General features: G+C 58.2%; 23 protein-coding genes and 2 pseudogenes. 8 read left to right on the forward strand and 17 right to left on the reverse strand.

Annotated elements, in window-relative coordinates:
- Positions 1-599: pseudogene (locus tag JCM12178_RS07830) on the forward strand (alanine dehydrogenase); the annotation flags it as partial.
- A gap of 607 nt (positions 600-1,206) precedes the next feature.
- Here JCM12178_RS07830 and JCM12178_RS07835 read toward each other — a convergent pair.
- From JCM12178_RS07835 to JCM12178_RS07860, 7 genes and pseudogenes are all read right to left on the reverse strand, one after another.
- Positions 1,207-1,986, reverse strand: coding sequence for an ATP-binding protein (locus JCM12178_RS07835; RefSeq protein WP_054650274.1), 780 nt, complete (start codon positions 1,984-1,986; stop codon positions 1,207-1,209).
- 15 nt (positions 1,987-2,001) lie between these two features.
- A pseudogene (locus JCM12178_RS20760) lies at positions 2,002-2,966 on the reverse strand (anaerobic carbon-monoxide dehydrogenase catalytic subunit).
- A gap of 32 nt (positions 2,967-2,998) precedes the next feature.
- Positions 2,999-3,889: an anaerobic carbon-monoxide dehydrogenase catalytic subunit gene (locus JCM12178_RS20765; protein WP_369404477.1), complete on the reverse strand. Its 891-nt coding sequence runs from the start codon at positions 3,887-3,889 to the stop codon at positions 2,999-3,001.
- A 110-nt stretch (positions 3,890-3,999) separates the two neighbouring features.
- Positions 4,000-4,647, reverse strand: a complete 648-nt coding sequence (locus JCM12178_RS07845; RefSeq protein WP_054650276.1) for a Crp/Fnr family transcriptional regulator — start codon at positions 4,645-4,647, stop codon at positions 4,000-4,002.
- 145 nt (positions 4,648-4,792) lie between these two features.
- On the reverse strand, positions 4,793-6,853 hold the full coding sequence (locus JCM12178_RS07850) for a methyl-accepting chemotaxis protein (RefSeq protein WP_054650278.1): 2,061 nt from the start codon (positions 6,851-6,853) through the stop codon (positions 4,793-4,795).
- A 141-nt stretch (positions 6,854-6,994) separates the two neighbouring features.
- A complete protein-coding gene (locus JCM12178_RS07855; RefSeq protein ID WP_054650280.1) occupies positions 6,995-10,222 on the reverse strand; it encodes an efflux RND transporter permease subunit in 3,228 nt (1,075 codons plus the stop codon).
- Positions 10,219-11,331, reverse strand: coding sequence for an efflux RND transporter periplasmic adaptor subunit (locus JCM12178_RS07860; protein WP_054650336.1), 1,113 nt, complete (start codon positions 11,329-11,331; stop codon positions 10,219-10,221). Before JCM12178_RS07860 ends, JCM12178_RS07855 begins: the two co-directional genes overlap by 4 nt.
- Positions 11,332-11,416: 85 nt before the next feature.
- Between JCM12178_RS07860 and JCM12178_RS07865 the strand changes: the two genes are divergently transcribed.
- Both JCM12178_RS07865 and JCM12178_RS07870 read left to right on the forward strand, forming a co-directional pair.
- Positions 11,417-12,373, forward strand: a complete 957-nt coding sequence (locus JCM12178_RS07865; RefSeq protein ID WP_245628671.1) for a radical SAM protein — start codon at positions 11,417-11,419, stop codon at positions 12,371-12,373.
- A gap of 273 nt (positions 12,374-12,646) precedes the next feature.
- Positions 12,647-13,990 (forward strand): glutamine synthetase family protein, encoded by a 1,344-nt coding sequence (locus JCM12178_RS07870; RefSeq protein WP_054650282.1) that lies wholly within the window; start codon positions 12,647-12,649, stop codon positions 13,988-13,990.
- 61 nt (positions 13,991-14,051) lie between these two features.
- Here JCM12178_RS07870 and JCM12178_RS07875 read toward each other — a convergent pair whose 3' ends face one another.
- From JCM12178_RS07875 to JCM12178_RS07885, 3 genes are read right to left on the reverse strand one after another with little or no spacing between them, the layout of a single operon-like run.
- Positions 14,052-15,518 (reverse strand): PAS domain-containing sensor histidine kinase, encoded by a 1,467-nt coding sequence (locus tag JCM12178_RS07875; RefSeq protein WP_054650284.1) that lies wholly within the window; start codon positions 15,516-15,518, stop codon positions 14,052-14,054.
- Between the two features lie 4 nt (positions 15,519-15,522).
- Positions 15,523-16,185 (reverse strand): cobalamin B12-binding domain-containing protein, encoded by a 663-nt coding sequence (locus JCM12178_RS07880; protein WP_054650286.1) that lies wholly within the window; start codon positions 16,183-16,185, stop codon positions 15,523-15,525.
- Positions 16,182-16,628 (reverse strand): hypothetical protein, encoded by a 447-nt coding sequence (locus JCM12178_RS07885; RefSeq protein WP_157054823.1) that lies wholly within the window; start codon positions 16,626-16,628, stop codon positions 16,182-16,184. The genes JCM12178_RS07880 and JCM12178_RS07885 overlap by 4 nt, the downstream gene beginning before the upstream one ends.
- A gap of 302 nt (positions 16,629-16,930) precedes the next feature.
- Between JCM12178_RS07885 and JCM12178_RS07890 the strand changes: the two genes are divergently transcribed.
- Positions 16,931-17,959: a potassium channel family protein gene (locus tag JCM12178_RS07890; RefSeq protein ID WP_083465810.1), complete on the forward strand. Its 1,029-nt coding sequence runs from the start codon at positions 16,931-16,933 to the stop codon at positions 17,957-17,959.
- Positions 17,960-18,094: 135 nt separating this feature from the next.
- On the opposite strand, the gene JCM12178_RS07895 is transcribed toward JCM12178_RS07890, so the two are convergent.
- Together JCM12178_RS07895 and JCM12178_RS20770 are read right to left on the reverse strand one after the other, a co-directional pair.
- Complete coding sequence (locus JCM12178_RS07895; RefSeq protein ID WP_369404478.1) at positions 18,095-18,637, reverse strand: CBS and ACT domain-containing protein; 543 nt, start codon at positions 18,635-18,637, stop codon at positions 18,095-18,097.
- A complete protein-coding gene (locus tag JCM12178_RS20770; protein ID WP_369404479.1) occupies positions 18,523-18,768 on the reverse strand; it encodes a CBS domain-containing protein in 246 nt (81 codons plus the stop codon). The genes JCM12178_RS07895 and JCM12178_RS20770 overlap by 115 nt, the downstream gene beginning before the upstream one ends.
- Positions 18,769-18,916: 148 nt before the next feature.
- On the opposite strand from JCM12178_RS20770, the gene JCM12178_RS19560 reads away from it, so the two are divergent.
- The 3 genes from JCM12178_RS19560 to JCM12178_RS07910 all read left to right on the forward strand — a co-directional run bounded on the left by JCM12178_RS19560 (position 18,917) and on the right by JCM12178_RS07910 (position 20,140).
- Positions 18,917-19,432 carry an alpha/beta hydrolase gene (locus tag JCM12178_RS19560; protein WP_054650292.1) on the forward strand — a complete coding sequence of 172 codons (516 nt, stop codon included), beginning with the start codon at positions 18,917-18,919 and terminating at the stop codon, positions 19,430-19,432.
- The gene (locus JCM12178_RS18955) at positions 19,315-19,752 is read left to right on the forward strand and encodes an alpha/beta hydrolase (RefSeq protein ID WP_245628675.1); all 438 of its coding nucleotides are present in this window, start codon (positions 19,315-19,317) and stop codon (positions 19,750-19,752) included. Before JCM12178_RS19560 ends, JCM12178_RS18955 begins: the two co-directional genes overlap by 118 nt.
- Before the next feature lie 139 nt (positions 19,753-19,891).
- Positions 19,892-20,140 carry a hypothetical protein gene (locus JCM12178_RS07910; protein WP_054650296.1) on the forward strand — a complete coding sequence of 83 codons (249 nt, stop codon included), beginning with the start codon at positions 19,892-19,894 and terminating at the stop codon, positions 20,138-20,140.
- A gap of 406 nt (positions 20,141-20,546) precedes the next feature.
- On the opposite strand, the gene JCM12178_RS07915 is transcribed toward JCM12178_RS07910, so the two are convergent.
- The 4 genes from JCM12178_RS07915 to JCM12178_RS07935 all read right to left on the reverse strand — a co-directional run bounded on the left by JCM12178_RS07915 (position 20,547) and on the right by JCM12178_RS07935 (position 23,609).
- Complete coding sequence (locus tag JCM12178_RS07915; protein WP_083465811.1) at positions 20,547-21,302, reverse strand: substrate-binding periplasmic protein; 756 nt, start codon at positions 21,300-21,302, stop codon at positions 20,547-20,549.
- Between the two features lie 12 nt (positions 21,303-21,314).
- Positions 21,315-21,872 (reverse strand): substrate-binding periplasmic protein, encoded by a 558-nt coding sequence (locus JCM12178_RS17720; RefSeq protein WP_245628676.1) that lies wholly within the window; start codon positions 21,870-21,872, stop codon positions 21,315-21,317.
- Positions 21,764-22,219, reverse strand: a complete 456-nt coding sequence (locus JCM12178_RS19565; RefSeq protein ID WP_245628672.1) for a transporter substrate-binding domain-containing protein — start codon at positions 22,217-22,219, stop codon at positions 21,764-21,766. Before JCM12178_RS19565 ends, JCM12178_RS17720 begins: the two co-directional genes overlap by 109 nt.
- Positions 22,220-23,120: 901 nt before the next feature.
- Positions 23,121-23,609: a hypothetical protein gene (locus tag JCM12178_RS07935; RefSeq protein ID WP_157054824.1), complete on the reverse strand. Its 489-nt coding sequence runs from the start codon at positions 23,607-23,609 to the stop codon at positions 23,121-23,123.
- A 221-nt stretch (positions 23,610-23,830) separates the two neighbouring features.
- Between JCM12178_RS07935 and JCM12178_RS18245 the strand changes: the two genes are divergently transcribed.
- A complete protein-coding gene (locus tag JCM12178_RS18245; RefSeq protein ID WP_218185640.1) occupies positions 23,831-24,298 on the forward strand; it encodes a hypothetical protein in 468 nt (155 codons plus the stop codon).
- A 356-nt stretch (positions 24,299-24,654) separates the two neighbouring features.
- On the opposite strand, the gene JCM12178_RS07945 is transcribed toward JCM12178_RS18245, so the two are convergent.
- Positions 24,655-25,137, reverse strand: a complete 483-nt coding sequence (locus JCM12178_RS07945; protein ID WP_054650310.1) for a hypothetical protein — start codon at positions 25,135-25,137, stop codon at positions 24,655-24,657.
- Between the last annotated feature and the right edge of the window lie 11 nt (positions 25,138-25,148).

Genomic DNA, 25,148 nt, shown 5'->3' on the forward strand with positions numbered 1-25,148 from the left:
CTCGGCGGCGGTATCGTCGGCACCAACGCAGCCCGCATCGCCATGGGCATGGGCGCACAGGTCCGCGTGCTCGACCTCTCCCACAAGCGCCTGCAGTTCCTCGACGACATCTTCGACGGTCGCCTCATGACCGTCAGCTCCACCGAGCCGAACATCCGCGCCGCCGTGCAGCAGGCCGATCTCGTCATCGGTGCGGTCCTCGTCCCGGGCGCCAAGCTCCGAAGCTCGTCACCCGCGACATGCTCTCCACCATGAAGCCCGGCTCCGTCATCGTCGACGTCGCAGTCGATCAGGGCGGCTGCGTGGAAACCATCAAGGCAACCACCCACGACAACCCGACCTACGTGGTCGACGGCGTGGTTCACTACGGCGTTGCCAACATGCCCGGCGCAGTGCCCCGGACCTCCACCTTCGCCCTCGTGAACCAGACCCTGCCCTACGCCATGCGTCTGGCAAAAGACGGCATCAACGCCCTCAAGGCCGACCCCGCACTCGCACTCGGCCTGAACACCATGGGCGGCACCCTGACCTGCCCGGCAGTCGGTGAAGCCTTCAACCTCGACTCCGTCACCCCCGAAGAAGCTCTGGCAAAAGCCTAAGTCCTCTCAGAGGGTTGATTATATATTAAAGGGCCGGTTCCGTTTGGAACCGGCCCTTTGTCGTGTCTGGGCCTCCGGCGGCCCTCCGGGGGGCAGGGCGCTGCCCTGCACCCGGCAGAGGGGATAATCCCCTCTGCACTCCCTGACTTAAATGCGTCGGCAAGAATCGAATATCTCACGCGGCCGGACAACTCCGCCGAAGGCGCGCTAAAAAGCTTTGGAATTCTTAAAACCTTTCCCGAAAGGTTTTAAGCCCCCGGAGGGCCGCCGGAGGCAGGTGTTCTCTATGTCTTCGGCGAGGAGGCGCTGCCCCGCACCCGGCAAAGTGGATAATCCCCTCTGCACCCCCCAGACTTGAAGGCATCGGCAAGAGTCGAATATCTCACGCGACCGGACAACTCCGCCGAAGGCGCGCCAAAAAGCTTTGGAATTCTTAAAACCTTTCCCGAAAGGTTTTAAGCCCCCGGAGGGCCGCCGGAGGCACCATGCCGGTTGCGGCAGTATTGTTGGGGTGTTGCGGACGCCTGATGGCGGTGCAAATGAAAACGCCCCGCAGGAGGACGGGGCGTTTTCGGTGAGGAAGCGGTCGTGGCAGTTGTGTTGTGGTTTACACTTGCCTGCCAAGAGCGTTGAGGAGTTTGTTTGCTATTTCGTCTGGTTGGGTGTGATCGGCGAGGCCGACTACGGCTGGGTCGCTGAGTTGTCTGGCTTTGAGCTCCGGCAGTTCGGGCATGAATAGTGTGCGTTCCGGCAGGCCGTTGATGCGGGGGATGTCTGTCGGTTCCGCGCGGTTCAGGACCAGCGCCTGATTGGCTAGTCCCAGTTCGCGGCCCAGTTTGGCGACGTCTGCGGCGGTATCGAGTCCGCGTCGGCTCGGCTCGGATACCACCACGAGTCCGTCGGCGGAGGCGACAGTGCCTCGTCCGAGGTGTTCCACGCCTGCTTCTAGGTCTACGAGGACCCATTCGTTTCGTTCTATGATCAGGTTGGCAAGCATGGCTTTGAGCAGTGCGTTTGCTTCGCAGGCGCAGCCGCCTCCGGCACCGCTTACCGAGCCCATCACGAGCAGGCGTTTTTTGCCCGGGGTGATGTCTTGGCGGGGCGGGCGGCCGAGGGGCAGGTCCACGGCGATGGATTCCGGGAGGTCGCTGACGTCGGGGTTGAGGTGCAGCATTCCGGAGCCGATGCGCTCGCGGATGAGGTCGTCGCGCCTGATGAGGGGGTCGGGCAGGGCCTCGCGGGAGAGTCCCGAGGCCTGCCCGAGCGAGAGGGCCGTATCCGCGTCCACGAGCCAGACGTCCTCTCCTTGGGCGGCGAGGTAGTCGGCTACCCATGCGGTCAGCGTGGTCTTGCCTACGCCGCCTTTTCCGGCGAATGCGAGTTTCATGGCCCTTCTCCCTTGTTATTCCGACAGGCCGAGCCTGGTTCTTCTGTCCTTGATGCGGGCGTCGAGCAGGTCGGCAGCCTTGATCGGGTCGGGTTCCACATGGAAGGCCGCGCCCACGATGTCCTGCAGGCCGTTGAGGGCCAGATCGGTCACGGTCTCGCTGCCGAGGATGTTCGGCGGCAGGCCGAGATGGGTCTGGATACCCGAGGCAACGGCGTAGAGGCCGATGGCGGCCGCCTTTTCCGAGTACCATTCGGGGGAGGAAGCGCCCACGGGCAGGTCGCTGATGTCCACGCCGAGTTCCTTGGCGATCAGACCGCACAGGTGCAGGATGCGGGAGTTGTCCACGCAGCTTCCCAGATGCAGCACGGGCGGGACGCCGAGGGCTTCGCAGACGCCTTTGAGGCCGTCGCCCGCCATGGATGCGGCTTCGGGCACCAGCAGCCCGGCCTTGCCTGCGGCTGTGGTCACGCAGCCGGTGGCAAGGACCATGATGTCGCGCTTGATGAGTTCCTTGGCCAGCCCCACGTTGGCGCTGTCCTGCTTGATCTTGGGGTTGTTGCAGCCCACGATGCCCACGAAGCCGCGGATCGCGCCGCTTTTGACCGCGTCGAGCAGGGGGGTGAGGGTGCCGCCGAGGGCTTCGAGCACGGCTTCGTTGGAGAAGCCGGTCATGATTTCAACGGGCTCCACGGGGATTTCCACGCGGGCGGGGTCGCGCTCGGCGTAGGCGTCCACGGCCATGGCAACGATTTCGAGCGCCTTTTGCATGGCGTTTTCGGGGTGGATGTCGAAGTGGGTCGCGCCGGTGAACTTGGCCTTGCCTGCGGTGGTGATGAAGCGGGTGTGGTAGCAGCCGGAGATCTGCACGAGGCTGGGCATGATGCACTGGTAGTCGACGACCACGCTTCCACCGCGCCGGTGACGATGGCCAGTTCGGTCATCAGGTGGTTGCCCGCCATGGGGATGCCCTGGCGCATGAGCAGCTCGTTGCCGGTGCAGCACAGGCCGCCTACGTTGATGCCGGTTGCCCGAGCTTTTTGGCGCGCTCGATCATCTCGGGGTTGCGGGCCGCGGCGAGGATCATTTCCGAAACCACGGGGTTGTGGCCGTGGACGAGGATGTTGACCTGATCTTCCTTGAGCACGCCGAGGTTTGCGCTGGAGCGCTTGGGCGTGGGGGTGCCGAAGATGACGTCGGAGAGTTCGGTGCCAATCATGGAGCCGGCCCAGCCGTCGGACAGGGCGGTGCGTGCGGCGTGCAGCATGGTGTTGGGCGCGTCGTTGTCGCAGCCCATGTGCGTGCGGTGCATCATTTCGGCGATTTCGCGGTCCACGCCGCGCGGGGTGATGCCGAGATTTTCCCAGAGTTCGCGGCGCTGTTCCGGGGCGCGGGTCAAAAAGCCCACGGACTTGCGGCGGCTGCCGAAGTCGCTGTAGCAGGCGTCCACCATGTCCGAGGCCACGTCCATGACCGGGCGGCCGTCGGTTTCGATGCCGAGCTCCCCGGCAAGGCGCAGCAGCTTTGCTTCGTCGCGGATTTCATAGTCCTTGGTGTGGCCTTCGACGATGGCCTCGAGCACCTCGATGAGGTCGCGGCCGTGGTCGGAGTGTCCGGCGGAGCCGCCCGCCACAAAGCGGCCGAAGTTGCGGGCCACGATGACGTCGGCATCCGCGCCGCAGACGCCCCGTTGCATTTTGCCGTTCTTTTTCGGGCTGATGCGGCAGGGACCCATGACGCAGTTGCGGCAGGTGGTTCCCAGTTCGCAGAATTTACAGTGCGGGGTCTGTTCCTGCAGGCGGTCGTGCGCGGTCTCCACGCCGTCACGCCGGGCCTTTTCCAGCATCCTTTGGGCATCTTCCCAAATGGACAGTTCTTCAACGGGCCTTGGTTCCTTTCCCATACACGTCTCCCTTGTGTATAATTTCTAGTCCTGACATGCAGGATAGTCCCGAAGGAAGGTTGCGTCTGTCGGATAGCCGACAAATTGGACCGAAAACGTGTGAAATGGCCTTAACGGTTGGCTATTTCGCGCAATCGGTCCATTTGCAGCACCTTGTAGATGCCGCGCCCCTGTTTTTCGAGGATGCCGGTGCGGATCATGTCGTTGAGCAGGGTGGAGACGGTCTGGCGGGTGGCGCCGAGCATTTTGGCGAGTTCTTCCACGGTGAGGTTCAGGCGGGCGACGGCTTCGCCGGTTTTGGCAAGGCTTTCGTCTGCTTCATGCATGAGCAGTGAGGCGAGTCGCTGGCTGCTGTCCTGAAAGACGAGGCCGTCGATGATGGAGAAGGCGTTCTTGAGCAGTACGCCGAGCACGCGGACCATGGTGGAGGAGAAGCCGGGCAGGGCTGCCATGCGTTTGCGAAACTCTCCGGTTCCGGTGACGAGAATCTCCGCGTGGGTCATGGCCTGTGCGTAGGCGCGGGTGTGCGATGCGTAGATGTCGCCGCGTTCAAGGATGGCGACGGTAAATTCCTTGTCTTCGTAGGCGAGGTAAATGCGCACCCTGCCGGACTTGACGACGAACACCAGGTCTTCGTCAGCCCCGGGAGTGAAGATGCTGCTTCCGGCGGCAAAGCTGCGCGAATGGAACGAGCTGCGCAGGGCCTCGTTTTCAGGCCGGGCAAGTTCGTCCACAATATCGAGGTCGGAAAAACGCATGTACTCCGGCAATGGTATGAATCCATCGTATAGCAGGGAGTCTACCATGGAACTGTCGCACAGGCGACATTCACATTCATTTTGTCGATGGAATCAGGCAGGAAAAAGGGCGGGGAACTGATTTGTTCCCCGCCCGAAGTGTTGGCTAGAAGCGTTCGAAGTCGGAGTCGTCCGGTTCGGGGCCCATGTCCAGTTCCACGCTGCCGGTGTTGGTGGCGCTTGTGATGGGCTTGGGACGTCTTGTGGTCTGCGTGGTGGCCACAGGGTTTTTCTTCCTGACATTCCTGACTGTTGGCCGGGGCTGATTGTGGCCGGAATCCAGCTTGAAGAAGCTTACGGTCTGTTGCAGTTGCTGGGCTTCGGCGGACAGGGCTTCCGACGTGGAAGAGACCTGTTCCGAAGCAGAGGCGTTCTGCTGGATGACCGAGTCGAGCTGTTGGATGGCCTTGTTGATCTGGTCCACGGCGTCGTTCTGCTCGTTGCTGGCGGCGGCGATGCCTTCGGTCATCTCGGCGGTCTTCTTGATGTCCGGGACGAGCTGGTCGAGCATGTCTCCGGCCTCTTCGGCCACTTTCATGGTGGAGCCGGAAAGCTCGCTGATTTCGGCTGCCGCGTTGCCGCTTCGCTCCGCCAGCTTGCGGACTTCGGCGGCCACCACCGCGAACCCCTTGCCGTGTTCCCCTGCGCGGGCCGCTTCGATGGCCGCGTTGAGCGCCAGCAGGTTGGTCTGCCGCGCGATTTCTTCAACCACGGAGATTTTTTCCGCGATGTCGGTCATGGCGGTCATGGCCTGACGCACTGACTGGCCGCTCTTTTCGGCGTTTCGGGCCGCGGCGTGGGCGATCTTTTCGGTCTCGGTGGCGCTCTGGGCGTTGGACTGGATGTTCGAGGCCATCTCTTCCATGGAGGAGGCCACCTCTTCGACGTTGGCGGCCTGCTGGGTGGCACCCTGCGAAAGGGCCTGCGACGAGGAGGCCAGCTCCTCGCTGCCCGAGGCCACCTGATCCGTGGCGGACTGCACGTCGCCGAGGACGGTCTGGAGCTGGCGGCTCATGCGCCGGAGCGCGTCGGCCAGCACGCCGACTTCGTCGGCCTGATGCACGTCGATGTCCTGCGTGAGGTCGCCATCCGCAAGGCTCTGGGCCAGCCCGATGCCCTTGGTCACGGGTGCTGTAATAACGTTGGCGATGATGTAGAGGACGATGAAAAGGATAATGATCGCGCCGATTGCGATGATGCTGCCGACCACTGCGAAGGAGTTGGCCTGCTCAAGGACCTTGTCCATGGGGATGACCACGGCGAGGCCCCACGGCACGCCGGTCTTGCCCACGGTGATGGGTTCGATGGTGACGTACTCTTCCTGCCCGCTCTCCGGAGAGATCATGGTGAAACTGTAGTCCCGGCCGTTTTCCACCGCCTGCATGGCCTGCCTGCGATGCTCGGGGTCTATGTATTCGCCGAAGGGCTTGTTCAGCTTGTCGTCATTCGGGTGGGCCACGGTGACGCCGTCGTTGGTGACGAGGAAGGCGTACCCTGTTTCAAAGGGCTTGATTTCGAGAACCTTTTCCTGAAGATCGTCCAGATAGAAGTCCACGCCGATGACACCGACGTTGCGACCATTCTTTTCAATGGAGAGGCCCGTGGACGACAGCAGGAATTTCGTGCCTTCGATTTCCCATTCGTAAGGATTGCTGAGGCTTTCACGGTCTGATGCAAGGGGGTTGTCGAACCACTCGTGCCCGACCATGTTCTCAGTCCCTTCGTAGACGACCACGATTTCGGCCCCTTCCCTGTAATGCCAGCTGCGGTAGGTGCCCTTGTATTTGTCCCTGTATTCGTCTTCCCGGTCGTCATACGTGTCGGGCAAGAACGCGATCCATGCTCCTGCAAGTCCGGGGTGGCGGTTGAGCGTGTCCTTCATGACCGAGTCAAGCATTTCCCTGTCCGGGACGTTTGTGTGCTGGGTCGCTTTTTCAAAGGTTGCCGCGAGGGTTCTGGTGACGGTCATGGCGAGGTTCAATGTCTTGGCCATGTCGTTGCCGTAGCCCTTGGCCTTGTCCTGCGCCTGCTCCTTGGCCATGGTGATGGCCATGGTCTGGGCTTTTGATGTCATTATGTAGGTGCTGACCGCCATGATCGCCAGCACGATGGAAAAAGTAGGAACAAGTATTTTGAGCCGTAGGCTCCAGTCCTTGAATCGTTTCATGAGTTCTCCCCCTTAGAATGCACGTTTCACGCTGTCCCGGTATTTCGGGGTACAGTAGTCGCGAGGTGTGACGTCTGTAAATACGAATAACAACGTCTTGTGAATGATAATTTCGTAATATGGTTTGCGTTTTGGTGACGATTACGCGGTTTTGTTTCCATACAGAGCAAAATAGCCGGTGGGGATGACCACCAGCGTGAAGAGCGTGGAGGCAAACAGTCCGAAGATCAGAGCCCAGGCAAGACCGGAAAAGATCGGGTCCAGCGTGATGGGCCATGCGCCGAGCGCCGTGGTCAGCGCCGTGAGCACGATGGGCCGTAGCCTGACAGCGCCGGACATGATGATGCTGTCGCGCAGGTCGCGGCCCTGCGCCTTGGCCTTGTGGATGAAGTCGATGAGCACCACCGAGTTCCGGATGACGATGCCGCCGAGGGCGATCATGCCGATCATGCTGGTGGCGGTGAAGAACACCGGATCGCCGTAGCCGCCGACCACGTCACCGGCCACGATGTTGAGCAGCCAGAAGCCCGGCAGGATGCCGAGCATGGTCAGGGGGATGGCCGACATTATCAGCAGGGGCATGACAAAGGAGCCGGTCTCGGCGATGAGCAGCACGTAGATGCCCAGCAGGGCGGCGGCAAAGGCGATGCCGAGGTCACGGAACACGTCGATGGTGATCTTCCATTCCCCTTCGCCGGTCCAGTCCACGCTCAGGCCGGGGCCGAGCGGGTTCTTTTCAAGCGAGCCGCCCATGTCGATGACCGCCTCTCCGGGCGGGGTGCCAGCGGTCTCGGCAAAGACGTACGCCACGCGGCGCAGGTTCTTGTGCCAGATGGGCTGTTCCGCCGGGACGGTTCGGAACGTGCCCAGCTCGGCCAGCGGGACCATCTTGCCGGAGGCGGTCTTCATGCGAACCTCGCCGAGCTTCTGTGGTCCGGTTCGCAGAAACGGCGGCAGCACCATCCGTACCGGGAGCGGCTGGCGCTCACCCGGAACGTGCACCGAGGAGACGTTCTCACCGCCAAGGGCCATGCCCATGGTATGGACGATGTCCTGTGTGCTCACGCCATGCAATGCCGCTTTTTCCTTGTCGATAATAAAGTCGATAATTTGCCGGTCGGTTTCCGAAGACGTGTCCGTGTCCACTGCGCCGGGGGCCTGTTTCAGCAAACCCTCTACATGCCGGGCTCCGGCCACAAGGTCTTCGTAGGGCTGGCCGGGGCGTCCGTATATCTCGCCGGTGAGCGTGGCGATGACCGGCGGGCCGGGCGGGGATTCCACGATCTTGAGCGTTGCGCCGTGGCTGTCGGCTATGTCGGTCAGGTCGTCGCGCAGGCGCAGGCCGATGGCGTGGGACTGGGCCTGCCGCCGGGACTTGTCCGCGAAGTTGATGCGGATGTCGCCCAGCTCGGGCTTTTCCCGCCAGTAGTAGTGGCGGACCATGCCGTTGAAGTCCATGGGCGAGGGCGAGCCTGCGAACGTGACCCAGTTGTCCACCTCGGGCACTCCCGCGAGGTACTGCTCGAAGTCGGCCAGTACGCGGTCGGTGCGTTCCAGCGTGGTGCCCTCGGGCATGTCCACCACCAGTTGCAGCTCGTTTTTGTTGTCATAGGGCAGCATCTTGAGGGGGACCATGCGGAAAAGCACAAGCGCCCCGCACAGGCCGAGGCCCGCGATGATGGCGACAAGGAGCACGCGGCGTTTGCGGGAGCTGTCCAGCAGCGGGGAGAGGACGCGAGTGTAGAAGGCCAGCAGCTTCGGGTTCACCGAGTCGCTGTCGTCGGTCTTGGGTGCTTCACCTTTGGCCGGGCCGTGGTTGCGAAGCAGCATGTAGGCCATCCACGGCACCACGGTCAGGGCGGCCAGTGTGGAGAAGGTGACGGTCAGGGGCACGTTGGCGGCCATGGGCGCCATGTACGGGCCCATCATGCCGGTGATGAAAAAGAGCGGCAGGAAGCAGACGATGATGGCCAGCGTGGACATGATGACCGGGGGCAGCACCTCCTGCACCGCGTCCAGCGTTGCCCCGAGCGGCTTTTTGCGGCCCATCAGGATGTGGCGCTGAATGTTATCCACGTTGGTGATGGGGTCGTCCACCACCAGCCCGAGGGACAGGATCAGCGCAAAGAGGGTGACGCGGTTGATGGTGTAGCCGATGAGCCAGTTGCAGAAAAGCGCCAGCGAAAAGCTCACGGGAACGGCCACGGCCACCACGAGGGCCTCCCGGCGGCCAAGGGCCACGGCCAGCAGGGCCACCACGGTGACGATGGCGAACAGGAGCGATTCCAGCAGGTCGTTGACCTTGGATTGCGCGGTCTTGCCGTAGTCGCGCGTGACCTCCACGGCCACGCCGTCCGGCAGCACGTTCTGCCGAAGCTCCTCGGCCCGGCGCACGATGTCCTCGGCAACGTCCACGGCGTTGGTGCCCTGTTTCTTGGCCAGCGCCAGCGTCACTGCGGGCCGGGAGCGATCCCCGTCGCGTCCGTTTTCCTTGAGAAAGCGGTCCGAGAACCCGATGCGGGAGTATGCTTGCGGCTCGGCAGGTCCGTCCACCACGGTGGCGATGTCGCGCAGGTAGACCGGGCGACCCTCGGACACGCCAACCACCAGCGAGGCCACTTCGCCCGGGGTCATCAGGAACGAGCGGCTGACAAGCTCGGTGCGTTCGTCGGCATGCACGAAGGCCCCGGCGGGCAGGGAGCGGTTGGCCCCCCGCAAGGCTTCGGCAGCCTGCAGTGGAGAAATGCCGTACCCGGCCATGCGTTCCGGGGAGAGCTCAACGCGGACCTCGGAAGGCTGGCCGCCGTGCAGGCTCAGGCGGGAGACGTCTTCGGTCTCGGCCAGCCTGTGAAAGAGCTCCTCGGCCATGCGCCGCAGGTCGTGGCCGGAGTATCGGTCCTCGAAGCCGTCCTCGGCGTGCAGGGTCAGGTTCACGATGGGCACGTCGTCGATCTCGATGGGCTTGATGGCCCAGCCCGAGACCACTCCGGGCACCATGTCGAGGTTCTTGGTGATGGCGTTGTGCAGCTTGATGAGCGAGTCCTCGCGGTTCTCGCCCACGAAATAGCGGACCGTTACGGCGGCGGAGTCGCGTCGCGAGGTGGAGTAGACGTACTCCACGCCGTCGATCTGCCAGAGCAGCCGTTCCAGCGGGGCGGTCACGAGGCGTTCCACTTCCTCTGCGGATGCGCCGGGCACCTGTACAACCACGTCGGCCATGGGAACCACGATCTGCGGCTCCTCCTCGCGAGGAGTCACCATGATGGCTGCCGCGCCCATGGCAAGGGCGGCGACGATGAGGACCACCGACATCTGCGAGGTCAGGAAATACTGGACTATGGACGCGATGATGCCGCGCTGTTCACTCATCGGACTGCGCCTCCCACGGCCACGGTCTCGCCTCCGGTCAGGCCGGAGAGGATTTCCACCTTGCCGTCTATGGTGCGTCCGGTGCGAACGTGGATGCGCTGCCAGTCGTCGCCGGTCTTGACCAGCACGGTTTCAAGCTGCCCCACGCGGCGCACGGCGTTTTTAGGCACAAGCACGGCTTCTCCTGAATCCAGCGGGACGAGGAGGCGTCCGAACATGCCGGGAAAGAGGCCGGGCAGGTCAGGGAGCTCGGCCTTGACCACGAAGGAACGGGTGGCCGGGTCGGCCAGCGGTTCGATTTCGCGGATGACGCCGGTCTGTTCGGCGTTGGGGCCGAGGGCCGCGATAACCACGGGCACGCTCTGGCCGATGCGCAGCCTGCTGATAAGCCCTTCTCGGACCTGTGCTTCAAGGCGCAGGCTGCCGCCGGTCTGCAGGGTCAGCAACTCCTTGCCGGGAAAGGCGAGGTCGCCGGGATCGGCGAATCGCTTGGCCACTTCACCGTCTTCCTGCGCGGTGATGGTGGTGTAGTCGAGGCTGATTTCTGATTCCTGTACGGCCTTTCTGGCCTGTTCCACGTTGGATTCGGTTCCGCGCAGTCCGGCGCGGGCGCGGCTGAGTTCGGCCTGTGCCTGAAGGTAGGCGGTTTCGGCCTTTTCGGTTTCCTCTTCGGTAATCACCTGCTGGGCGCGCAACTGCTTCATTCTTTCATAGGTGGATTTAGCCTTGTCGTAGGCCGCCTTGGCTGCGGCCACGCTCTTTCTTGCCTGCTCCATGCCGCTGCGGGCGGACTCAAGGCCCTGTCTGGCCTGCTCCAGCCGGGATTCGGACTGGCGGCTGTCGAGCACTACAAGCGCATCGCCCTTTTTGACGCTGTCGCCGGGGTTTACGCGGACTTCAAGCACGCGGCCCGTGACCTGCGCCTCCACGCGGATATCGGTGCGGGCCTGCACGGTTCCGACGGCCTCGCTGGTGCGGGGGACGCTCTCAAGCGTAGACAGGGCAGTGGCTTCCGGAGTGAAGTCGCTGCGTTCGGCCTTGCCGTTTTCCGGGGCAATGTCACCGCATGCGGCAAGCGCGAGGCAACATATGAGAAGAAGTATTTTCATGAGGAAATCCTGTTTTTGTCCGTGACTGTAGCGCATAATTCTCCACGATGGGAAGGGGAAAGAGGTTCAGGCGTGTCCCGTTGCCATGATGAATGAAAAGGAAGAGCGGGTGACGAAAAGTCCGAATTACACTGAATTGCATGACGCAGGTGAGCTTGGGCGGCGCGTAGACAGGGCTCTGGCCATGTTGGAGGAGTGCGAACTGTGTCCGCGCCGTTGCGGGGTGAATCGCCTTGAGGGCGAAACAGGCTGGTGTGGCGCGGGGCGGCACGCGCATGTCGCAAGCTTTGGACCGCATTACGGCGAGGAGTCCGTGCTCGTGGGGCGCGGCGGCTCCGGGGCGATCTTTTTCTCTGGCTGCAACCTCGGGTGCATCTTCTGTCAGAACGCGGGCATCAGCCGGGACCCGGAGGCGGGCCCGGAGGCGTCATCCGAGGATTTGGCGGGCGTGATGCTCGATTTGCAGCGGCAGGGGTGCGGAAATATCAATTTCGTCACTCCTTCGCACGTTGTCCCGCAGATTCTTGAAGCGTTGCCCGTGGCCGTGGACCATGGCCTCTCGTTGCCGTTGGTGTTCAATTCGAGCGCGTACGATGCAGTGGAGACGCTCAAGCTGCTGGATGGCGTGGTGGATATCTACATGCCGGACGTGAAGATGTGGGACGAGGCGTTGTCGAAACGGTTGCTGCAGGCGGCGGACTACCCGGAGTGCGCCCGGAATGCGGTTGCGGAAATGCACCGGCAGACGGGTGACCTTGTTGTCGAGAACGGCAGGGCCCGGCGGGGACTTTTGGTGCGCCATCTGGTCATGCCGCTGGGGGCCGCGGGCAGCGCGCAGTGGGCGCAGTGGCTGGCAAGACTCTCGATGCGGACATGGGTGAACGTCATGGGGCAGTATCATCCATGTCTTGACGCGCACGGGCATCCGGAGACTTCGCGGATGGTCTCGGAGAGTGAGTTGTGTGCCGCCTTTGAGGCCATGCGGGAGGCAGGGCTCCACAGGTTTGAGGGCAGAGAAGCTTTTGAACGACGATGCACATAGTGGTATTGACACTTTTGTCCAGAATGAAATATAGGGGGTGTGCGGGCTCGAATTGCTCTTTACAATTTTGAACAATCGGCGCGGCAAAACAGAGGCTAGTTTTAACAAAAAACGTAATTTTACGGTCTGTCCGGGAGGTGGTTATAGAGGGTCAAGTTCATAAGGGTCCGAAAAGAATGTTTTTTTGGCACTTGGTACGCGACTTGATATAAAGCACCCCGTTCGACATGGAACGTTTGCCTGAAACCAACCAGCAAAACTCTGGAGGAAAATATGGAAATTCCCGTTTTCAATTGTAAGAACGCCGACGATGTAATGAAGGCTGTCAAAGACTACGACGTCAGCTTCATTCAGTACTGGTTCGTCGACATCCTCGGCACCCTGAAGTCGTTCCAGATCACCCCGAAGGAGCTGGAAGCTTCCTTTGAGGAAGGTATGGGCTTTGACGGCTCCTCGATCCTCGGCTTCTGCCGCATCGACGAGTCCGACATGGTCGCCATGCCCGATCCGACCACGTTCCAGATCTGCTCCTGGCGTCCTTCCGAGCGCCCGGTCGCACGCATGTTCTGCGACGTGGTCAACCCGGACGGCTCCCCGTTCGCCGCAGACTCCCGCGGCGTGCTGAAGCGCGTTCTTGCACAGGCCGCCGAAAAGGGCTTCACCTCCTACGTCGGCCCGGAACTCGAATTCTTCCTTTTCTCCGATGACCAGAGCACCGAGATTCTGGATCACGGCGGATACTTCGACGCTCCGCCGCTCGACCTCGGCAACAACATCCGCCGCGACATCATTTTCGCGCTGGAAGCCATGGGCATCAACGTCGAATACTCCCACCACGAAGTCGCTCCGTCCCAGCACGAGATCGACCTTCGCTACGACGAAGCCCTGAAAATGGCCGACATCGCCATGACCTACCGCGTGGTGGTCAAGGAAACCGCCCGCAAGCACGGCTGCTACGCAACCTTCATGCCCAAGCCGATCTTCGGTGAAAACGGCTCCGGCATGCACGTTCACCAGTCCCTGTTCAAGAACGGCAAGAACGTCTTCTACGATGGAGCCGACGAGTACAACCTGTCCGCTGAAGGGAAATCCTACATCGCAGGTATCCTCAAGCATGCTCCTGAATTCGTCTGCGTGACCAACCAGTGGGTGAACTCCTACAAGCGTCTGGTCCCGGGCTACGAAGCGCCGGTCTACATCGCCTGGGCGCGCCGCAACCGCTCCGCCCTTGTCCGCGTGCCCATGTACAAGCCGGGCAAGGAAATGGCCACCCGTATGGAACTGCGTTGTCCGGACCCGGCAGCCAACCCGTACCTGGCATGGGCCGTTCAGCTCGCCGCCGGCCTGAAGGGCATCGAAGAGAGCTACAACCTCGCCGCTCCGGTGGAAGAGGACATCTTCGAAATGAATGAGCGTCAGCTCAAGCGCAACAAGATCAAGGCGCTCCCCGGCTCCCTGTACGAAGCCGCCATGGCTCTCAAGAAGTCCAAGTTCATGAAGGAAGTGCTGGGCGACCACCTGCACAACGCCCTCGTGGAAAACAAGATGGCCGAATGGGACGCCTACCGCACCCAGGTCACCGAGTTCGAAATCGAGCGCTACCTCCCGGTCCTGTAGTATCGGGAACCGACCTTGCTCCTCATCAGAAGGCCCCGCTTTGCGGGGCCTTTTTTTTCGATTATTCCGACGGTGGGGCGAGGCTGAAGGAGAGGGTGGTCCCGTGCTCCTCACTCGTCTGCATTGAGAGCGAGCCGCCGAGCGTGGTGGCGATGAGCCGGGCAGAGTAGGTGCCGAGGCCGTTGCCGTGGCGTTTGCCGTGCGTTGCGTACTTCTCGAAGAACGTCTGCCGGATCGGCTCGGGAACGGCCCCGTAGTTGTGCACCGTCAGCACCATGTCTTGGTCGCTGGCCTGTGCGCGGATGGTTACCGTGCTCTGTTCGGGAGCCGCCTCCACAGCGTTTTTGACGATGTTGGAGAGCATGCTCCGATACAGGGTCGATTCCCCGGGGAAGGTCAGGTCTTCCCCGTCAAGGTGCACCGCCATGTCGAGGTTCTTGGCTGAAGAAACCACCTGATTGTCAACGAGGATCTGGTCCACGACCTTCTTCATTGCAACAGGCTCCGGCTTCAGCTCGTATGTGCCGCATTCCATGCTGTAAAGGGAGAGCGAGTCATCGATCATGTCCATGATCGTGCCCGAGGTCTGGGCGATCAGGCTCGCGCACTCCGAAACATCCCCTTCGGTCTGGTCTGCGAGGTAGCGCGAGAGGCTGAGTATCCCGCCAACAGGGCTCTTGAGGTCGTGCCGTGCAATGCGGTCAACATCCTCCTTGAGCTGGTCGAGCTCCTTGCGCTCGGTGATGTCGCGCAGGGAGACGAGCAGGGCCTTTTTGCGCTCCCACTCCATTTCCATGGAGCGACACTCCACCACGCGCTTGCCGGACTCGCAGGGGATGCAGAGCTCTATGCTCGATTCTCCGGCCTCCGGAACCTTGAAACGCATGCTCTCTGGGGTCTGGGTGATTTCGTTTCCGAAAAGCTTGCGAGCGGCCGTGTTGAAGGTGATAACCTCGCCGCCCTCCGAGAGGACAAGCAGCGCATCCGGGTTGAGCTCGAAGAGTTGACGGGTCCGCTCCTGCTCTTCGGTGAGCATGCGGTTTCGCAGTGTCAGTTCACGCTGGGCGTTGATGAGCTCGTTGTTGAGCCGCATGAAGCTGTCGAGGTCTTCCTCGTCGGCGCAGGATTTGTGCGGTGCGTTGAGTGCCTGTTGGCATTGCCTGAGCATCACGCCCTGTTCGTTGACGATGGAGAGCATCTGTTCGTAGAGGCTGATGATGGTCTCGGGCGGTTGGGAGATGACGATGAAAACATGGTCGCTTTGCATCACGCCGAAAAAAAAGAGCGTGCTGATGGTGCTCCGGGTCCGGACCGCAATCTCCCAGCCCATGGCCATGCTTTCTTCGTGCACATGGCGGAGGAAGAGCGATAGCTTTTCATGCGAGCCTTCGTCCACAAGCTCGTTAAGGTCGCGGACAGGGGAGGAATGAGAGAAAACACCCAGCCCGTCCGAGACGACGTTCAGGATGCTCCCGTCCGGGGAGCACGACAGGGCGGTGCCTTGTGTGGGGGAAGTAAACTGTTTCATTATCCTATTGGGTGAGGTCTTTGCCGACCTTGACGGCCTGAAGCGCATCGGGGGCCCATGCGTCTGCACCGACCGCACTCACAAGGTCCGGCGCCATGGTGAACGGCCTGCCGCCGACCATGACAGGCGGGGCCTTGTGCCCGAAGGTGCTTCTGACCGCGTCGATCAGCTCCTTGACCCGGCGGGTGTTGTACGTTGTGGTGCATGAGATGCAAAGAACGTCTGCATTGTGTCTGTCCAGAAAAGAGACCACGTCGTCGTTCGGCATCCCGGAGCCAAGAAACTGTGTGGTCCAGTTCTCCATTTCGAAGAAGTCGCAGACCATGCGGATGCCGAGTTCGTGGATTTCTGTGTTGGCGCAGCAGCCGACCACGGTGCGGTTTGCAGAGCCGTCGCCCATGATGCGAGGAAATATGCTGGCCATGATGAGTTGCGTGGCAGCGGTGCAGTAGTGCTCCATGGCCACGCTGATGCGGTTGGCCTGCCAGAGGTCGCCGATGCGGTGCTGGGTGTGCTGGAAGACTTCCAGGTACAGCCGGGAGATGGAGAGGCCGCCGTCAAGGGCCTCCATGACCAGACGGGTCGCGGCGTCGCGATTGCCCTCCAGCAGAAGGTGCTGATACTGCTCGGCCATCTGGGCGGTGTCTGCGTGTCTGTCTTCTGTCAAACCGCGTTCTCCTTTTCGGATTCCGGAGCGGTGAGCGGCTCCAGATCGCCAAGGTGCTCAAGAATCCACCGGTACTGGGCGGCAATGCCGTCATGCGCTGCGGGCGAGTTCTCCTTGAGGACGTCAAGGCAATGCCGCAGCATCCTGTCCCAGTATCCTATGGCAAAGCCGTGCGCGCGGTAGGCGCTCATGGCCCAGACCACGGTCTGGACAAAGGAATCGGGCGAATAGATTCCTGCCAGCGAGTCCATGTAGCGGAAGTGATTGACATGATTGGTCTGCATCATCTCGCGCTTGTCCTTTGGGACAAGGCGGTCAATGGCTGGCTCCGCAAGCATTCTGGCAGTTAGCGCATCTGCCAGTGATTCCGGGCTTCCAGCAGGAGCGGCGGCAGGACGGGGAAGGGCAGCGGCTGATTCGACGAGTTCCGTAATGCGTTTCATAGGCGTTTCTCGCTGTTGAGCATGAAGCGTGTCTCAATGTGTGAGGAAGAGCAATTATTTTCACGTATCCAGCAGAGGATATCTGGATGGCGGCATTGCTGCGGCAAAAAAGGTTCATCCGGGTATAAGCGTTTTAAAGAAAAAGAGGCGAGAAACACCTGCTCAAGAGCCTAGTTGTTAAGCGCCACTCTGGATGAGTGCGGTGTATGCCCACTATTGTGTAGGAGTGGACGAGAGTTCGCTCCTCTTCTTTTTCGCTTTGCGTTGACAGGGAATCTTCCTCCGGGGCATGGTTGCCGACAATGGAAGCCCCCAGCCTAACTCGCAAGAAACGCTACGCCAAGATACTGTTGTTGGCATTAGTGCTGCTCTTCCTTGTCGGCATCATCGGTTTCACGATTCTGGAAGAGGTCTCGGTCATTGAAGCGATGTATCTGACGATAGGAACACTGACTACAGTGGCTCCTTTCGATCTGCACGACGAGGGGCGGCTGTTTGCCATGATCCTCATTATGGTCGGGTTTGGCCTCATTGCCGCCACGGCGGCATTCATTGGAAACATTTTCATGGATGTGAACGGACTGGCCTTATACCGGAGGCGTAAAGTGCAAAAGAAGATCGACAAGATGTCCGGTCATTACATCATATGCGGACATGGCCAGATTGGGCAGATCGTTGCCGCGAAATTACATTCCCATGGAAAGGATATCGTGGTTCTGGAGCGCGACGAACACTCTGCTTCGCGTTGCCGGGAGGAGGGGATTACCTACCTGACGGAAGACGCCACAGAAGAATCAACACTGATGAGTGCCGGAATCGAACGCGCGCACAGTTTGATTTCCTTGGTGAACCGCGACGCAGACAACGTATTTATCGTGGTGACGGCACGGGCTCTCAATCAGGACATATTCATCAGCGCTCGCGCCAACTCACAAGGTGTTGAGAAGAAGCTTTACCACGCGGGCGCGAACCACGTGGTGTCTCCCTACGCAAGTGCTGCGGTCCGGATCATACAGAACATGCTGCGACCGACCGTATCGGACTTTCTGGGTTCCGCAATCGACGACAAGAAAGAACTCAGCCTGGAAATGGAAGAAATCCTCGTGCCGGAGAGCGCCCCGTTTGCGGGCAAGGCGCTCATGGATTCAAGCATTCGCAATGAGTTCGATTTGATCGTCGTGGCCATCAAGCGCAAGGACGGCACCCCGGTGTTCAACCCCTCCTCGCTGGAACCGATCAACGTCGGGGACACGTTGATCACCATTGGCCCGCAAGCCAACATTGATCTCTTGTTGAGCAAGCTCAATATCAAGAAAACTGAACACGCCTAAATCTTCTGCCTCGCCTGCTTCGTTGAGCTTGCGAGCGTTTATGACAGAGGGTGGGGCTTTTCCCGAAAGTGCGCTTTAGCCGGATGATCCAAAAAAACGGACCGTCCTGAGACGGCCCGCTTGATTCCTTTTCGGCTAGACGACCGGATGTACCGAGTCGGTGACCCAGTACTGGACGTTGAAGTCTTTTTCCAGCGCGGCTTTGACGCGCTTGTAGTGGGGCTTTTCCATGTCGCGCAGGCGGATGAAGATGGCCTTCTCCGGCGTGTTTTCGTCCACGTTCTGCGTCAGAATGCTCATGACGCGGGCATCGTTGTCGCGAAGCGCCTCCAGTACGGGGAGCAGGCTGCCCGAGGCGGTGGGAATACGCAGGCAGACTTGGATGCCGCCGTGATAGACGCCGGTTATCTCGGTCATGACCCGGAACACGTCGGTGTCGGTGATGATGCCGACGAGCTTTTTGTTCTCGTCCACCACCGGCAGGCCGCCGAAATCGTTCTCCAGCATGATGACCGCAGCCTTCTCCACGGTGTCTTCCGCAGAGATGGTCATGGGGTTTTTGGTCATGATGTCCTTGAGCTTGATGTCGGACAGCAGGTAGTAGAGCTCATGCATGTCGAGCGTGGTGGCCTTGGAGGGCGACGCGTCCTTGATGTCCCGGTCCGAGACGATCCCCACGAGGTTCCGCTTTCGTCCACGATGGGCAGACGGCTAATGTTCTTGTCCTTCATCAGCTTGGACGCTTTCATCATGGAGCGGTCCGGCGTAAGGGTGACGACGTCCGTGGACATCCAGTACTTGACGAGCATTCTGTAACCTCCTGGGTTCCGGGGGGTGGATCGGTCTATGGTCTACCGTGCGTCTTTTCTCCTTTCCTTATAGGAATTATCGGCGTTGTTGGCTAGTGTTGACGAAAGGCTTTTCTTGATAATAATGAGGAAATCCGTGGAGAGAGGGATGATTGCCGTACTGAAAATGTTGCTTCTGGTCGCGGGCGGGACGTATCTGGCGATGGTGCTGTTTGTTTTTTTCTCGCAGCGCGGCATGGTCTACATGCCCTCGCGCGAGCTCGGTGCCACGCCTTCGGACGCGGACCTTCCCTATGAAGAGGTCTATCTTGAGACGAGGCAGGGAACGCGCATTCACGGCTGGTTCATTCCGCATCCGCAGGCTGAACTGAGCGTGCTGTTCTGCCACGGCAACGCAGGCAATATTTCGCATAGGCTGGAGACGGCCCGGATTCTGAACGAGCTCGGCGTCTCCGCGTTCTTTTTCGACTACTCTGGATATGGCAACAGCGCGGGAAAGCCTCGGAACCCGCAACCGAAGCGGACGCCCGCGCCGCATGGGACTGGCTGGCGCAGAGGGTTGAGCCTGAGCGAATCGTGCTGCACGGGCGGTCCATCGGCGGCGGTGTGGCCGTGTCGCTGGCGCATGAGCTGGCTGCCGAAGGGGTGCATCCGGCCGGGCTGATCCTAGAGTCGACGTTTTCATCCATGGTCGATGCCGGAGCGCATCATTACCCATGGTTGCCGGTCCGGCTGCTCTCCCGCTACCGCTACGAATCGGCACGAAAGGCCGCAACGCTCGACGCGCCTGCGCTGATGATCCACAGCCGCACGGACGAGATCGTGCCGTTCGACCTTGGCCGAAAGCTCTTTGCCGCCTATGCGGGGCACAAGGAGTTCCTTGAGATAAAAGGGTCGCACAATTCGGGCTACCTTGATTCCGGTGCGGTCTACACCGACGGTCTTCGCGGCTTTTTCGAGTCGGTTCTGCCCGGAAAAAAATGATCGATACCTGGGGGCAAAGGGTATGGATCGGGCCGGTATCATTTGCCGGGTGCTCTAAAATACATCTGGAATTGTTGAAGTTCCTTGCTGCGGCATGGAGATTGAAAAGAACCCCGCGCAATCTCAAGGAGGTTTTGACATGAACGGTATAGAACGTAGCGTCAGCATCCCGACCCCTGTCCGGCGGCCCGAAGCCCGCCAGACCGAAGGCGACTCCATAGAGGCCAAGCTGGACCGCGCATCCCGCATCGTGGAGGCCAAGATCGAGGCCCGCCGCAAGGCAGCCGAGGCCGAGTCCATGGAGCTGGGCATGGCCATCGGGTCCGCCCACGCGCTGGACGCGGACCGAGTTGCCGCACTCATCGAGGATCCCTTCCCGATGGAGTAGTTCCCTCAGGGGAACGTATTCATTTTCCGCCCGCGTAATACGGGGCGTGTCTGTTTGATCGCGCGGAGGTCTCCGCTTGATGGCAGATGAACGCCCTCGTTTGCACGGCGCAAGAAGACCGACCGCAGTTTCCTGTGGCCGGTCTTTTGCTGTTTGGCTTCTATGGTGCTCACTTACGAGCGGACCGCTTTCGCAATGGCAGCCCTGAGCGCAGGCCGAGTTGCAAAGCGCTATTTGTGTCTCCAGATTCGTAAGGGGCTGGTCCATCCCATTACCACTCTCAGGCAAACGGTTTTAGCTGGACGCAGTGAATTGTCTGTGCCCCTAACGCATACATCTTAAACAAAAGCCCCGGCCAAATGACCGGGGCATTTTGTGAGCCATCAAAGACAGTGTTTGAGCGCCCCTAGTTGGCGCTGAAGCCATGCTTTTTCATAATGGCGTCATAGGTGCCGTCCGCCTTTATCTCCGCCAGTTTGGCATTGAATTGGTCGACAACCGTTTGGTAATTCGGGTGCTTTTTGGATACACAAATATAGACCTTGTTTTCACTCAGGGGCGGACTCAATGCCTCGACTTGGTCGGCCTTTCCAGGAAACTGCTTCTTCATTTCATATAGTACCACATCCTTGGGACCGGCCATGAGGTCAACGCGATCTGCCATGAGCTTTTTGATGCCGGCGAGCCTGTCCGTAGCTGCATCCTTTTTCAGGAATGTGGCTTTGTCGAATTCATCGCCATAGGCAGCACCCTTCTGCACCCCTATGGTGTAGTTCTTCAAATCTTCCATTGTGCTGAAGGAGATGCCTTTGTCTTTTTTAGCGAAAAGCACATTGGATGTAACAAGCACGTTTTCGGGGTATGCCATGGCCTTGGCTCGCTTGTCCGTATAGTATGCTCCCACAAGCAGGTCGGCATCTCCGCGCTTCACCAGCTCCACAGCACGGGTCCAAGGAATGAATTCGACATTTATTTCATATCCGGCCCGTTTGAATATTTCGTTTGCCAGTTCGACGACAACACCTTTATTCTCTAATTCAGGCCCAAAATAGGGAGCCCAGCTTTCCGTGACAGCCTTCAAGGGCGTTGCACTGGCCGCACCTAAGCCCGAGCACAATAAACAGGCGCAAAACAACAAACAAAGCATATATCTCTTCATCATAATCTCCTTGTACTATGAATCATTTTGAACATTGACCAAACCATGCTTACGCATGATTCGTTCATATGTCCCATCAGCCTTTACTTCGGACAACTTCGAGTTGAAGCTTTCAATCAGTTGTTTATAACCCTTTCGTTTTTTGGACACACATATATAGACATCGTTCTTCCCGATGGGCGGTGACAGCACCCTGATCTCATCCACGAGTTCAGGGTAGTCCCTTTGCAGCTCATGGAATACCACATCCTTGGGTCCGGCCATGAGGTCAATACGCCCGGCCTGTAACTTGCGAATGTTCAACTCTCGGTTCAGAACATCGTTCTTATTCAGATAGTCGGCCTCATCAAATTCTTTTCCGTGCACCGCTCCTTTCAGGACTCCGATTCTGTATTGTTTCAAATCATGTAATGTCTTGAATCGAATATTATTATGCTTCATGGAAAAAAGAACATCTTCAACGGTTATAAGGCTATCTGTATAGGCAAGAGTTTTTGCCCTGTCTTTTGAATAATAAGCACCAAGTAAAAGATCGGCTTCCCCTTTTTTACAATGCCGACGGCCCGATTCCAGGACATGTACTGAACATCCAAGGCATACCCAGCCCTTTTCAATACCTCGCCTGCCAATTCGACCAGCATTCCTTCGTCTTTGAGGTTAGGACCATAGTAGGGCTCCCAAATTTCAGTAGCCGCAGTCAACTTTTCTGCAGCATGAGAACAGGGGCATACATAAAAAAGTATGAATAATATGGAGATTGCTATCTGCATCAACTTCATAGTTCTGACCTTCACATGTAGCGTAATTAAAAGCATGTGGCAGTCCATTATAATTAGAGCATGAAAAAGCCGTATCGGCGTTTGTTCAACCATGGGTGTCAGTCGTGGTTTTGAATCCCACCAAAAGAGCAGAAACGCCAAGAGCCTATAACTCCCAGCTTTCGCGACAACTTTCCTGTGTTGAACGCCGAGCACGCCGTGAGCAGATTGATGGCGTCGCCAATTAGCGCCTTGAGAAAACTCCGGGCCATATGGTGGTCATGCTAGAGATGGCCGATCATCGGCTCGATGGCCGCTCGGCAGCGAAAGCATTGTTGGTTTTCAGGGCTGGTCTTGCGAGTCCATTCTTTTCTGCGGCTTCGGGGGGAGGGTTTGAGTGTCTCCGACCAATTCTCGCCCCAGTTGCCCATGGTCGCAGATCACAAAGGATGGGCATGGTTCCGTGATCGTCCAGTACTGTTCGAGTGTTTGCGGCAAGGTGTGACCGTCGTAGAGGTTTTCATTAAAGCTCAACGTGCCGATTCTGGTGCCAGTGGTTCTTGTGACCGCGACGGACGCCTTGCACCCGAATTCGTGCTGTTTATGTGTCTTGCCCATGGAGGAACAAAGGCCTTCAGGCTCATGCAGGCTGTAGATCTTTTGTTTTGGCCCTTTACAGACTCGAACCGGTCGACACGCTCACTTTGAAGGACCAAGGCTTCCCCTGAAAGCTTGCGACGAAGCTCATGGATCAGGATTCCGGCTCGTCCGGAGTTTGGGAAGAACGTACCGGTAACTCGTCCCTGCTATGCAGGCTTGTTTTCAAGAAAGACTGCAACGTCGATATCGCCATGTTAGGCGGACGTTATCTGAAATCAAACAACCCCGGCGAGTCCACCCCGTTCACGGGATCATCCAGACAATAGCCGTACCAGTCGGAGTCGCCGCCTGACGCGCCCATGGGATCTTTGGCGGTCCAGCGGCCGGTAACCGGGAGGCTTAAATGGTGTACGAAGCATAGCCTTTGTGTTGCAGAGTCTGTGTTCAGCGCTAGGCGGTATCCCTAGAGAGTATAGGCCGACCGGACTTCATAAATGATTATTGCCTCATCATTGCCGGAACACGGTGTGGTGGTGTCTATTTCCAGCCGATAGTCTGCAAACAGATCAAGCATGGAATACTCAAATTCCACAAGATGATGATAGGTGAGTTTGCCACTTTTGTAGCGGCTATAAGCGTGGTCATCTCCAGTAATGCGTCTGTTTACAATCAACCTGTCATTTTTATAGATGGAAACAGAGAAAGCGACACCAATCGACTGAAGGGCATCATCAAGTTGATGCTCTTTAGAGGCAAGTACAAAAGCGTAGTTTCCAAAATAAACAGGCTCAAAAGATGTCGTGAATTTCTTTTCGTTGCAAAGATTGATCTTTCCTGCAACGACTGGAGATATCTGTTTTGCATTGTCTACGATTGTCATTAGCAGTGCGTTCTGAGAGTACAAGATCAAAGCAGCAGATAAGAGAATGAATACCCATATTGTTTTTCTCATTATGTCCTCGAATAGGGAGGCCAATGCATCCCTAGCTTCTTGGGCGCTATCGTTGGCGATGACCTCTTTTCAGAAGTTGATATCGGTCACGTAGTTTGTCCGTGTAGTTGTGACAGCAGTTGCTTTGTTGTTCAGCCGAGGCAGACAAGCCTGTCTCATTTTGATCTTTCAGGGCGCACAAGGCTGGACAAGGCCAATGCGCAGATGTGAACAGAAGAAAGATGGGAATTGCAACCGGCTCTTTGAAGAACAAGGGGTTTACATACATGTACGTTATGAACGGAACCAACAGCACGATACTAATAAGGAACTGTGACACCATAGCCCAAGATTTTCTTTCCGATATCGCCTTTACAAGTGGCATGCTGCTAAAAAGAGCGACCGTCAGAATGATGGTGTATATGTTTAACTCTTTTGCCATGAATGCCAGAACAAATCCTGACACGTATGTTGAGGCAACTGTGAACAAAATAAGATTTAGCTTTGAAAACATGAGGCGTGGAAGTGCGAGGCCTTCATTTTTGACAATTGCATATATTGAAGTGATGCAAAAAAGAAGCTGTGCGATGACTAACGTCGCTTTGGCAGGGCTGCCATATGTTGAAGGTAAAGTGAGTGCGTGTGCAGGAGCGAGTGTGACCGCCATAAATATTAATACAGAGATTGTTTTAAATGGAAGAGCCCTGTAGCGCGAGATCATCAAACCGAAATAAAGGAACCCAAAGCTGATTACTGTAAAAAATAGTTGGTGTTGCTCCCGCGGCCCATCTTGTAGGCTGTAGACCAAGATCCAGAAATGATTGAAAAGTGTAATGAGTGGGATATACCTCAAAAGAAAGGTCATGAGAGCTCCGAGTTTTTGGGGGAGTATCCCCCATCAAAAAACAGGTTGTTAATCAGGCCAAGGGAAGAGTGACTCTTTGAGGCCCTTAGGAATATCCGAGGCTGTACAATCGTTCCGCCCACACTCTTCAATTATTCCCTGACTCCAGTGTCCGTTGTATCTCATCGCCTCTCGCCTTCAGAAGGTCCTGTGCAATGGTATTTAGAGCACAAACGCAGAGCTTATTTCGTAGTCCATTGAGATGACATCGTTTGTTCCGTTTGTGCGTGGGACAACTGTGAGTTCGTAGTCCGAAAAAAAGTCCGTTACCCCGTAATCAAAGGCAAAGATTTCATGGTAGTAATATCCGTTGCTCCCAAATGTAGGGCCGCTTTTCATTGCCTCGGAAATGTTTTTTATCGCGTGTCGCTGTCCATCAATCCTGAGAATGAGATCAAAATCTCCTGCAACGTCGTGCAGTGTTTCGGTAAAGCTCCTCTTTTTCGAAACCAAGTAAAACCCATATGGCCCAAAATATTCGGGCGCAAAAGGAATCACTTTTTCATCCCCATATGAAATGGTGATATGTCCTTCCGCGACAGGTTTATTGAGCATTGCATTGTCAATAAAAACCATTACTACAGCGTGTTGTGATAAAAACAACAAGGTAGTTGTAGTGGCGATAATAAAAAGCATTTTCTTCATAATTAAGCCTT

The sequence above is a fragment of the Salidesulfovibrio brasiliensis JCM 12178 genome, assembly GCF_001311825.1.
GTDB lineage: Bacteria > Desulfobacterota > Desulfovibrionia > Desulfovibrionales > Desulfovibrionaceae > Pseudodesulfovibrio > Pseudodesulfovibrio brasiliensis.

Bases quoted from the DNA above. Each gene is read 5' to 3' on its own strand.
- JCM12178_RS07890 (WP_083465810.1), top strand. From the start codon at position 16,931: ATGGAAGCCCCCAGCCTAACTCGCAAGAAACGCTACGCCAAGATACTG.
- JCM12178_RS07915 (WP_083465811.1), bottom strand. From the start codon at position 21,302: ATGATGAAGAGATATATGCTTTGTTTGTTGTTTTGCGCCTGTTTATTG.
- JCM12178_RS07845 (WP_054650276.1), bottom strand. From the start codon at position 4,647: ATGCGTTTTTCCGACCTCGATATTGTGGACGAACTTGCCCGGCCTGAA.
- JCM12178_RS07875 (WP_054650284.1), bottom strand. From the start codon at position 15,518: ATGAAACAGTTTACTTCCCCCACACAAGGCACCGCCCTGTCGTGCTCC.
- JCM12178_RS07885 (WP_157054823.1), bottom strand. From the start codon at position 16,628: ATGAAACGCATTACGGAACTCGTCGAATCAGCCGCTGCCCTTCCCCGT.
- JCM12178_RS19560 (WP_054650292.1), top strand. From the start codon at position 18,917: ATGATTGCCGTACTGAAAATGTTGCTTCTGGTCGCGGGCGGGACGTAT.
- JCM12178_RS20770 (WP_369404479.1), bottom strand. From the start codon at position 18,768: ATGCTCGTCAAGTACTGGATGTCCACGGACGTCGTCACCCTTACGCCG.
- JCM12178_RS07935 (WP_157054824.1), bottom strand. From the start codon at position 23,609: ATGAGAAAAACAATATGGGTATTCATTCTCTTATCTGCTGCTTTGATC.
- JCM12178_RS18245 (WP_218185640.1), top strand. From the start codon at position 23,831: ATGGGAATTGCAACCGGCTCTTTGAAGAACAAGGGGTTTACATACATG.
- JCM12178_RS07855 (WP_054650280.1), bottom strand. From the start codon at position 10,222: ATGAGTGAACAGCGCGGCATCATCGCGTCCATAGTCCAGTATTTCCTG.
- JCM12178_RS07860 (WP_054650336.1), bottom strand. From the start codon at position 11,331: ATGAAAATACTTCTTCTCATATGTTGCCTCGCGCTTGCCGCATGCGGT.
- JCM12178_RS07835 (WP_054650274.1), bottom strand. From the start codon at position 1,986: ATGAAACTCGCATTCGCCGGAAAAGGCGGCGTAGGCAAGACCACGCTG.
- JCM12178_RS07865 (WP_245628671.1), top strand. From the start codon at position 11,417: ATGATGAATGAAAAGGAAGAGCGGGTGACGAAAAGTCCGAATTACACT.
- JCM12178_RS07850 (WP_054650278.1), bottom strand. From the start codon at position 6,853: ATGAAACGATTCAAGGACTGGAGCCTACGGCTCAAAATACTTGTTCCT.
- JCM12178_RS07870 (WP_054650282.1), top strand. From the start codon at position 12,647: ATGGAAATTCCCGTTTTCAATTGTAAGAACGCCGACGATGTAATGAAG.
- JCM12178_RS07945 (WP_054650310.1), bottom strand. From the start codon at position 25,137: ATGAAGAAAATGCTTTTTATTATCGCCACTACAACTACCTTGTTGTTT.
- JCM12178_RS07910 (WP_054650296.1), top strand. From the start codon at position 19,892: ATGAACGGTATAGAACGTAGCGTCAGCATCCCGACCCCTGTCCGGCGG.
- JCM12178_RS20765 (WP_369404477.1), bottom strand. From the start codon at position 3,889: ATGGGAAAGGAACCAAGGCCCGTTGAAGAACTGTCCATTTGGGAAGAT.